Source organism: Microcoleus sp. S13_C3 (assembly GCF_036700905.1).
GTDB lineage: Bacteria > Cyanobacteriota > Cyanobacteriia > Cyanobacteriales > Microcoleaceae > Microcoleus.
Window position 1 is genome coordinate 1 of sequence record NZ_JAUBPT010000242.1, and the last position, 7,978, is coordinate 7,978.

6 protein-coding genes are annotated in these 7,978 nt (G+C 47.9%); all 6 read left to right on the forward strand.

The window, feature by feature from the left end; genetic code table 11:
- Positions 1-233 precede the first annotated feature (233 nt).
- Positions 234-1,490, forward strand: coding sequence for a competence/damage-inducible protein A (locus tag QUA16_RS34535; RefSeq protein WP_333109658.1), 1,257 nt, complete (start codon positions 234-236; stop codon positions 1,488-1,490).
- Positions 1,491-1,789: 299 nt separating this feature from the next.
- A complete protein-coding gene (locus tag QUA16_RS34540) occupies positions 1,790-1,927 on the forward strand; it encodes a hypothetical protein (RefSeq protein WP_333081027.1) in 138 nt (45 codons plus the stop codon).
- A 112-nt stretch (positions 1,928-2,039) separates the two neighbouring features.
- On the forward strand, positions 2,040-2,480 hold the full coding sequence (gene aroQ, locus QUA16_RS34545) for a type II 3-dehydroquinate dehydratase (RefSeq protein ID WP_333054681.1): 441 nt from the start codon (positions 2,040-2,042) through the stop codon (positions 2,478-2,480).
- Positions 2,481-2,746: 266 nt separating this feature from the next.
- Entirely contained in the window at positions 2,747-3,856 is a 1,110-nt protein-coding gene (locus QUA16_RS34550) for a transposase (protein ID WP_333181715.1), read from the forward strand.
- 110 nt (positions 3,857-3,966) lie between these two features.
- A complete protein-coding gene (locus QUA16_RS34555; protein ID WP_333109543.1) occupies positions 3,967-5,115 on the forward strand; it encodes an ADP-ribosylglycohydrolase family protein in 1,149 nt (382 codons plus the stop codon).
- 125 nt (positions 5,116-5,240) lie between these two features.
- Positions 5,241-7,796, forward strand: a complete 2,556-nt coding sequence (locus QUA16_RS34560; RefSeq protein WP_333109541.1) for an HDIG domain-containing metalloprotein — start codon at positions 5,241-5,243, stop codon at positions 7,794-7,796.
- Positions 7,797-7,978 lie beyond the last annotated feature (182 nt).

Below are 7,978 nucleotides of genomic sequence, written 5' to 3' on the forward strand. Positions count from 1 at the left end.
AGTTGACAGTTGACAGTTGACAGTTGACAGTTGACAGTTGACAGTTGACAGTTGACAGTTGACAGTTGACAGTTGTTAGTAAGAATCACCAATCACCAATCACTAATCACCAATCACTAATCACTAATCACTAATCACTAATGCCCAATTCCCAATGCCCAATGCCCAATGCCTAATGCCCAATGCCCAATTCCCCAATCTAAAATCCAAAATCTAAAATCTAAAATCGAATAATGGTTGCTGAAATTATTTGTGTTGGCACTGAACTGCTGTTAGGCGATATTCTTAATAGCAATGCCCAGTTTTTAGCCAAAGAATTAGCGAGTCTGGGAATCCCTCACTACTATCAAACAGTGGTGGGGGACAATCCAGAACGTATCAAACAAGTGTTAGAAATCGCCGTCAGTCGATCGCAGCTTTTGCTGTTCACCGGAGGCCTGGGCCCCACACCAGACGACCTGACAGTCGAAACCATCGCCGATTTTTTTGGGGTTCCCCTCATCGAAAAGCCGGAAATTATTGCAGATATCGAATACAAATATGCCCAGCGGGGACGCACAATGAGTCCCAGCAATCGCAAACAAGCTTTAATTCCAGAAACTGCGGACATTCTGCCGAACCGCAGCGGTTCTGCACCGGGCATTATTTGGCAGCCGGTTTCTGACGTGACAGTAATGACATTTCCCGGCGTACCGGCGGAAATGCACTTGATGTGGCAAGAAACTGCCGTTCCTTACCTGCAAAATAACGGCTGGTGCAGCGCCACTATTTACAGCCGCACATTGAAATTTTGGGGGATTGCTGAGTCGGCATTGGCGGAAAAAGTAGATAGTTTTCTGAATTTAACTAATCCTACTGTGGCTCCCTACGCCAATCACGGCGAAGTCAAACTGCGGATTTCGGCCCGCGCGGAGTCCTCCGTGGCGGCGAAAAACTTGATTGAGCAGATCGAACAACAATTGCGGCAAATTGCCGGCTCGGACTGTTACGGTGCTGATAGCGATACCCTCGCTTCCACTGTCGGCCAATTGTTGCTCGATGCGGGGCAAACTCTTAGCGTGGCTGAATCCTGCACCGGAGGAGGATTGGGGGCGATGCTGACTGGTGTTCCCGGCAGTTCGAGCTACTTTTTAGGCGGGATTATTTCTTACGACAATCGGGTTAAGGAAGGATTATTAGGTGTTAATCCGCAAGATTTAGCCGAGTTTGGGGCAGTCAGCCACCAAGTGGCAAAACAAATGGCTGCGGGAGTTCGCGCCAGCCTCAATACCGATTGGGGGTTGAGCATTACAGGCGTCGCCGGGCCAGGAGGTGGCACAGATGCTAAACCTGTCGGACTGGTTTATGTTGGTTTAGCGGGATCCCACGGCGACGCAGAAAGTTTTGAATACCGTTTTGGCGATGCCAGAGGCCGCGAGTGGATTCGGAATCTGAGTAGCTGTACGGCGCTCGATCAACTCCGGCGTAAATTATTGTTGGCAAAAGCGTAGAAAAACTCCTACGATTGGTCAATTGTCAACAGTAAACCGTAAGCTTAAGTTTTATTTAACACTCTCTACTCCGATATAATTCGGCAATTTTCCTTTTGCCTCTTGATTATCTGTAAAGATTCGTTATGATAATAAGATAGGACTGATTGGCCAATATACTCACTCTCTCCATTGCTCAAAATATCCAGCAAGCGAGAAAGCAAGTTTGACCTTTGGTTTCAAAGTCGTGCTTGCTTATTTTCAGATATTTAGCCGTCGGTTTAGCAATCTAGACTATAAAAAAAGGAGCTATCCGTTCAATGGAAGACATTGAAAAGGTGCTGGAAGAAATTAAAGAATGGGTTCGCAAGCTGATAGAAGGACTGCTGAGTCCCGATCCTGAACCGGAACTTGAACCGATTCGTATTCCTGTCAACCAACCGAGGAATCGCAGGTAGTCGGGACTGCATTAGAAGTTTGAGGTTTAAGGTTTGAGGTTTGAGGTGGCAGACTGGTTGTAAATCCCATGTCAAAACTCTCATAATTTTTGTTGCGCTGGAAATTTTAAAATTGTTAAATATCCTGGTACTTCACGGCCCTAATCTGAATCTATTGGGTCAGCGAGAACCTGGAGTTTATGGTTCTGCGACTTTAAATGATATCAACAAGTTGCTAGAACGAGAAGCGCAAGCCCTCCAGGTGCAAGTCTCAATTCAGCAGTCGAATCATGAAGGGGTGTTGGTGGATGCAATTCACTCGATGTTAGGGCAGCACCAAGGCTTATTGATTAATGCTGGAGCTTATACTCATACGAGTGTGGCAATTAGAGACGCGATCGCCGCGGTGAATATCCCTGCGGTAGAAGTTCATCTGAGCAATATTTACCGGCGGGAAGCTTTTCGGCACCACTCGTTTATCGCAGCGGTGGCGATCGGGCAAATCAGCGGTTTTGGCTCAGAAAGTTATCGGCTGGGGCTGCAAGCTCTAGTTAGTTACGTGATTAAAAATTAAAAATTTACCGATGGTAGCGATCGGATGAGGGCAGGTTTTAGATGGAAAACCAGCCCTTATATGTTTGGGTTGAATTCAAATTAATCACAAGAGTTAGGCAAAGAAGCAAACCAGGAATAACTCTAAATTACCAATTACCAATTACCAATTACCAAAGAACGGGGTTTAAAGCCCCGTCCTTATAGGACGGTTTTAATTTCTTAATTGTCCTAATTTTCTCAGATGTTGTGGTATAGTATAATAAGAATAACACAGGAGAGAGAGGCATGAAAGCGCGGTATCGATACAGATTTTCTCCTAGTACGGAACAAAAAATTAGCTTAGCTAAATTGTTTGGTTGTACTAGAGTAGTCTGGAATGATGCCCTAAGAATTTGCAAAAACTCTGCCAAAAAACCTAGCTGTGCAGACCTGCAAAAAATTGTAATAACTCAGGCAAAAAAGACTGAGGAGAGAGCATGGTTGGGAGAAGTGTCGGCGATTTGCCTCCAACAATCTGTCTCTGATTTGGAAACAGCTTTTAAGAATTTCTTGGATTCTTGTAAAGGAAAACGTAACGGAAAAAAAGTCGGCTATCCAAAGTTCAAAAAAAAGACAAACAGCCAATCCGCCAAAATAACCAAAAACGGTTTTTCGTTGAGGGATGATTATGTTTACCTTGCAAAGATTGGCAGAGTTAAGCTGATTTGGTCTAGGGAATTGCCAGACCATCCAAGCTCTTTAACTATAATCAAGGATTGTGCAGATCGGTATTTCATCAGCTTTGTAGTAGAGGATGATCCCGAAGAAGTCGAAGCTAAGAACCACAGCGTCGGCATTGATTTGGGCATTAAAACCTTCGCTGTAATGAGTGACGGGACTAAAGCTGTAAGCCCTGACTACAAAGTGTTAGATCGCAAAATTCGCAGATTACAGCGTAAACTTTCCCGTCAAAAACTCGACTCTAAACGGCGGAATAAAACCCGACTGCAAATAGCTAGACTGCACAACCGAATTGCTGACACTAGAAAAGATTTTTTGCACAAACTATCAACTAACTTGGCTAAGGATAATCAACTTGTCATTTTAGAAGATTTGAATGTAGCAGGAATGGTAAAAAATAGGAAGCTATCAAGGGCAATTAGTCAGCAAGGTTGGGGTGAGTTTAGGGCTTTGTGCGAGGGAAAATGTGGGAAGTATGGCAGAGAGTTCAAAGTAATTAGTCGCTGGGAACCTACCAGCCAAGTTTGCTCAGATTGCGGGTTTAAGTGGGGGAAAATAGACCTCTCTGTGCGTTATATACTCTGCCTCAATTGCGGTACTAACCAAGACAGAGATGAGAACGCCGCCAAAAATATAAATAAAGTCGGGATAGGGCATTGCCACGACTCTAAATGAACATGGAGACGCTCGTAAAACTACTTCGGTAGTATCGGTCAATGAAGTGTTAAGAATCCCCGCGCTTTTAAGCCGGGGAGTATGTCAATAACAACTTGAGTTAAATTCAAATGCGGCATTCCCTGTTGAGCAAGTTTCAAGGAACCATCCTGGGGGCAGTTTTAGGAGACTCTCTAGGCCTGCAATACCAGAGGCAACTCGTGGGTATTCCCCCCCAAACAGAAGACTTGCAGCCGATTTTACAACTGACGAAACACCAACAATTGACCCTAAGAGGGGCAACATTGGTGTTGAATTCTGTCAACAGTAAAATCCCAAGTGGCAAAGACTCATCCGCATCCGGGAGACTTGCGGTAGCGTGTGTTCAAAGTTTAATTCGGTGTAGGGGTTTAGATTTAAAAGATTGGCGCGATACTTGGGAAGCATTTGCCAAGTCGGAAATCTATCATCCCCGCAACAGTGAGTTTCAAACCCTGCTTAACCCTGGTGAAGCTGCAATTGCTGCGCTGCCATCCGCGATGTTTTTTCACGAAAATAAAGCCAAGCTGCGAGAAAAAATCATGCTGGCGATAGAGGTTTGGCACAACGAAAACCAGCCAGAATGGGAAACAGCAATTTTAGCAGTAGCATATACGATCGCCCGAGCTCTCAAAGAAAGACTTGACCCCGCGACAGCGATCGAGCAAACACTTGCCTACCTGAAAACAGAGAATGCCTTAACAGAGCTGCTGCTGCAAGTGCAAATACTACTAGAAAAGGGAGCCGATTTAGAAACAGCCGCCACTCATCTGTGCAAAAGCGCCACAGCTTTGCGAGAAAGACAGGGCGAAGGTGAGAAAAAATTACAAACCGAGTCAATTGTCAATCCAGGAAATTTCATTCCCATTGCCTTAGCTTTCTACTGCTTTTTGAACACCCCAGAAGACTTGCGCTTGTCAGTGGTGCGGGCAGCCCGCTGTGGTATAGCCGGACAAATAACCTGTGCTTTGACAGGAGCTTTGTCTGGAGCCTATAACGGCGTTGCTGCGATTCCTGTAGAATGGCGACAGGTATCTTCGGCTGAGGTTAATTCGCTGCAGCTAGCCGACGGCCGAGAACCTTCGCTCTGGGGAACTGGCAGCGATGTAAAAATTGTAGAGTTAGCAAATAACCTGTTTGCTGTTTGGGCAGGAGTTTACAGCCCCGATGCCGGACTCGATTCCGCAGCGCTAGCCCGATCGGTGGCTGCACCTTATGTCATTAGACCTCGTAAAATATAAAGGTTGGAGCTTTTACTGGTAAGGGCTGAAGATTCAGCCAGGGTAGTTCGGATAAAATCAATCAAGATGCATAGTCAGAAATTCTGACAAAGCTGCTGGATAACAGTGATATATCTTCGACACAAATGAATACGCTCTCCTCATTGATGCGGCAGATTGAGCAGCTAGGGGCTGCGCGCTCACTGCGCCAACACATTGCTAAAGTGCAAAATGGCTGCAGCAAAGCAGATACCGAGCGCGCTGGCGGGCCTCTCCTGAGCCGTTTGTCGCGCCCGAAATGGCTTCTTCCCGAGACTTTTACTACTAGATTTACAAGTAAAACCTCCAAATCCAGCCTCAAAAATCAAGCTCGTTCCCCTATGTTGGCGCTGGTAGCGGTAGTTTCCCTAAGCAGCACTCTGGGCCACCGCTTCTACAACCAGCCGAAACTGGATGTGGGGACGAAAGCTCCTCAGACGATTAAGGCTCCTGCTACTGCTAGCATCCCCGATTACAAAACTACTGAAGAACAGCGGAAAGCAGCGCGGATCGGGGCTGTAGCGATATTAATGCTGGATTCTGCGGTCGATCGACAAATTTATCAAGAATTGCAACAATTTTTGCAGCAGGGAAGCGAGCTGCGGGAGGCGGTAGGCCCGTTTCCGTTTGCGAGTCCCTCGGCCCTCTCACTTGCTGTTCAGGTTTACTTGCGGGGCTGTCCTGAGTGGGAGTGGCGCTGGATTTTGGCGCAAGCGGGGGACAAAAGTGCAACTTCCGAGCGGTTGAGCTTGGATTCCCCCGCAGTTGCTGGGCAGACGGAGAACCAGTCTCGGCAGGAGGCTATCGCTCAACTGCAAGCTTACAGCCGATCGCTCCCGGCAGCAGACTTTCAAAGCCTGACAGACAGTATTTCCTCGGCTCGCCAACGCTATCTCAATGCTGTGGAGGCGCTGGAAAAACCGTCGGTTTCCGGGCTACCCCAGATATACGATACTTCGCTGTTTGGTTTGTCGGAGGCAGTGTGGCAGAAAACCCAAACCGGTATGAGTCGGGCGGCAAAAAGGATGGTGGCTCAAGGTATCCCGCAGGGCTTGCCAAAAGAGATTTTGAAAGAAGCTGTGAAGCTGCAAGTGGCAGATGAAGTGCCGTTAGAGTCCCAAGCTTTGGCGGTTGAGGGTTTAACAGCGATTTTGCAGCCAAATCTGGTGAGAGATCCCGAGGAAACCAAACAGCTAGCTGAATTAGCAGCCCAAAAGGTGAAACCGGTGATGATCGCAGTAGATCAGGGCGAGATAATTGTTGCACAAGGACAAGATATCTCGCAGGAAGATTTCGTGTTGCTCGACTATTTTGGTTTGAGCCGGCGGGGGGTGAATTGGCTGGGGCTGACGGGTTTTGTTTGTTTAGTCGCGGGGGCAATTGCGATCGTACTGCTGGTGGAAAGGCACTACCGGTTGCGCCGGAGAGATCATTTGCTATTGCTGCTGCTGACTTTGAGCGCGCCGGTGCTGGTGAGTTTGGGCCTGCCTTGGACGAGTTTGCCCGCGATCGGGATTTTAGCGGGTGGCTTCTACGGTTCGGCGGTGGGAGTGACTGTGGTGGGGCTGCTGTCGGCGCTGCTGCCCGTTGGCTTAAATGTGGACTTGATTCATTTGGTGGCTAGCGGGGCGGGGGGATTGCTGGGCGCTTTTATGGCCGGGCGGCTGCGATCGCGCGAGGAATTGGCTCTTTTGGGTGTGGCTGTCGGCTTGACTCTGGGCACGGTTTATCTCGTGGGGACTTTGATTGCCAGCGCGGCAGCCGGTGCTATTTGGTACGTCGTACTGGGTACGGTGGGCGCGCAAAGTTTGGCGGGTTTGGCTTGGAGCGTTGTGGCGATCGGCATCAGCCCTTATTTGGAACACGTTTTTGACTTGATTACGCCGATTCGGCTGGCGGAACTTGCCAATCCCAACCGCCCGCTGTTGAAGAAATTGGCCGCCGAGGCTCCGGGGACTTTTCAGCACACGCTGTTTGTGGCGAGTTTGGCGGAGGCTGCCGCCCGGGAACTCGGCTGCAATGTTGAGCTGGTCAGGACTGGGACATTATACCACGATATTGGAAAAATGCACGACCCGCTCGGATTTTGTGAAAATCAAATGGGTGGGGGCAACAAACACGATGAAATTAATGACCCTTGGGCGAGCGCGGAGATTATTAAAAAGCACGTTACCGAGGGTTTGGTGATGGCGCGGAAGCATCGATTGCCGAAGGCAATTCAGGCGTTTATTCCCGAACACCAAGGTACAATGTTAATTGCTTATTTCTACCACCAAGCGCAGCAAATTGCTGCAAAAGAAATAGAAGATTTAAAGATTGCTTTGCCAGATGCGGATAATTCAAAGTTAACAATCGCAAGTCGCCAAGTGAGGGAGGAGGATTTTCGCTATGACGGGCCGATTCCGCAGTCGCGCGAAACGGGAATTCTGATGCTGGCGGATTCTTGCGAGGCTGCTTTGCGATCGCTCAAGGATGCTACTCATGAAGAGGCGTTGAATATGGTTAATCGGATTTTGAGGGCTCGCTGGCAGGATAATCAGTTGATTGATTCGGGTTTAACGCGGGAGGATATGTCTCTAATTGCGGAGATTTTTGTGCGAGTTTGGGAACAGTTCAATCACAAGCGGATTGCTTACCCTAGTGCTGTTTTTACTCCCAGGTAGGAGGAAATTTTGAGTTAGGAAAAATCAGCTCGCCTTTCTGTTGTGAATGAGATTTCATTGAGATTTGCTCCGCAAATAGCCATGCACTTCAGGATGGTCGCTGACCATTGGTCACAAGTTAAGCCTGTATGCCAGTTGTCAAGGGGATTTGAGAAGATGTGTCAAAGAAAAATTGGTTTTTG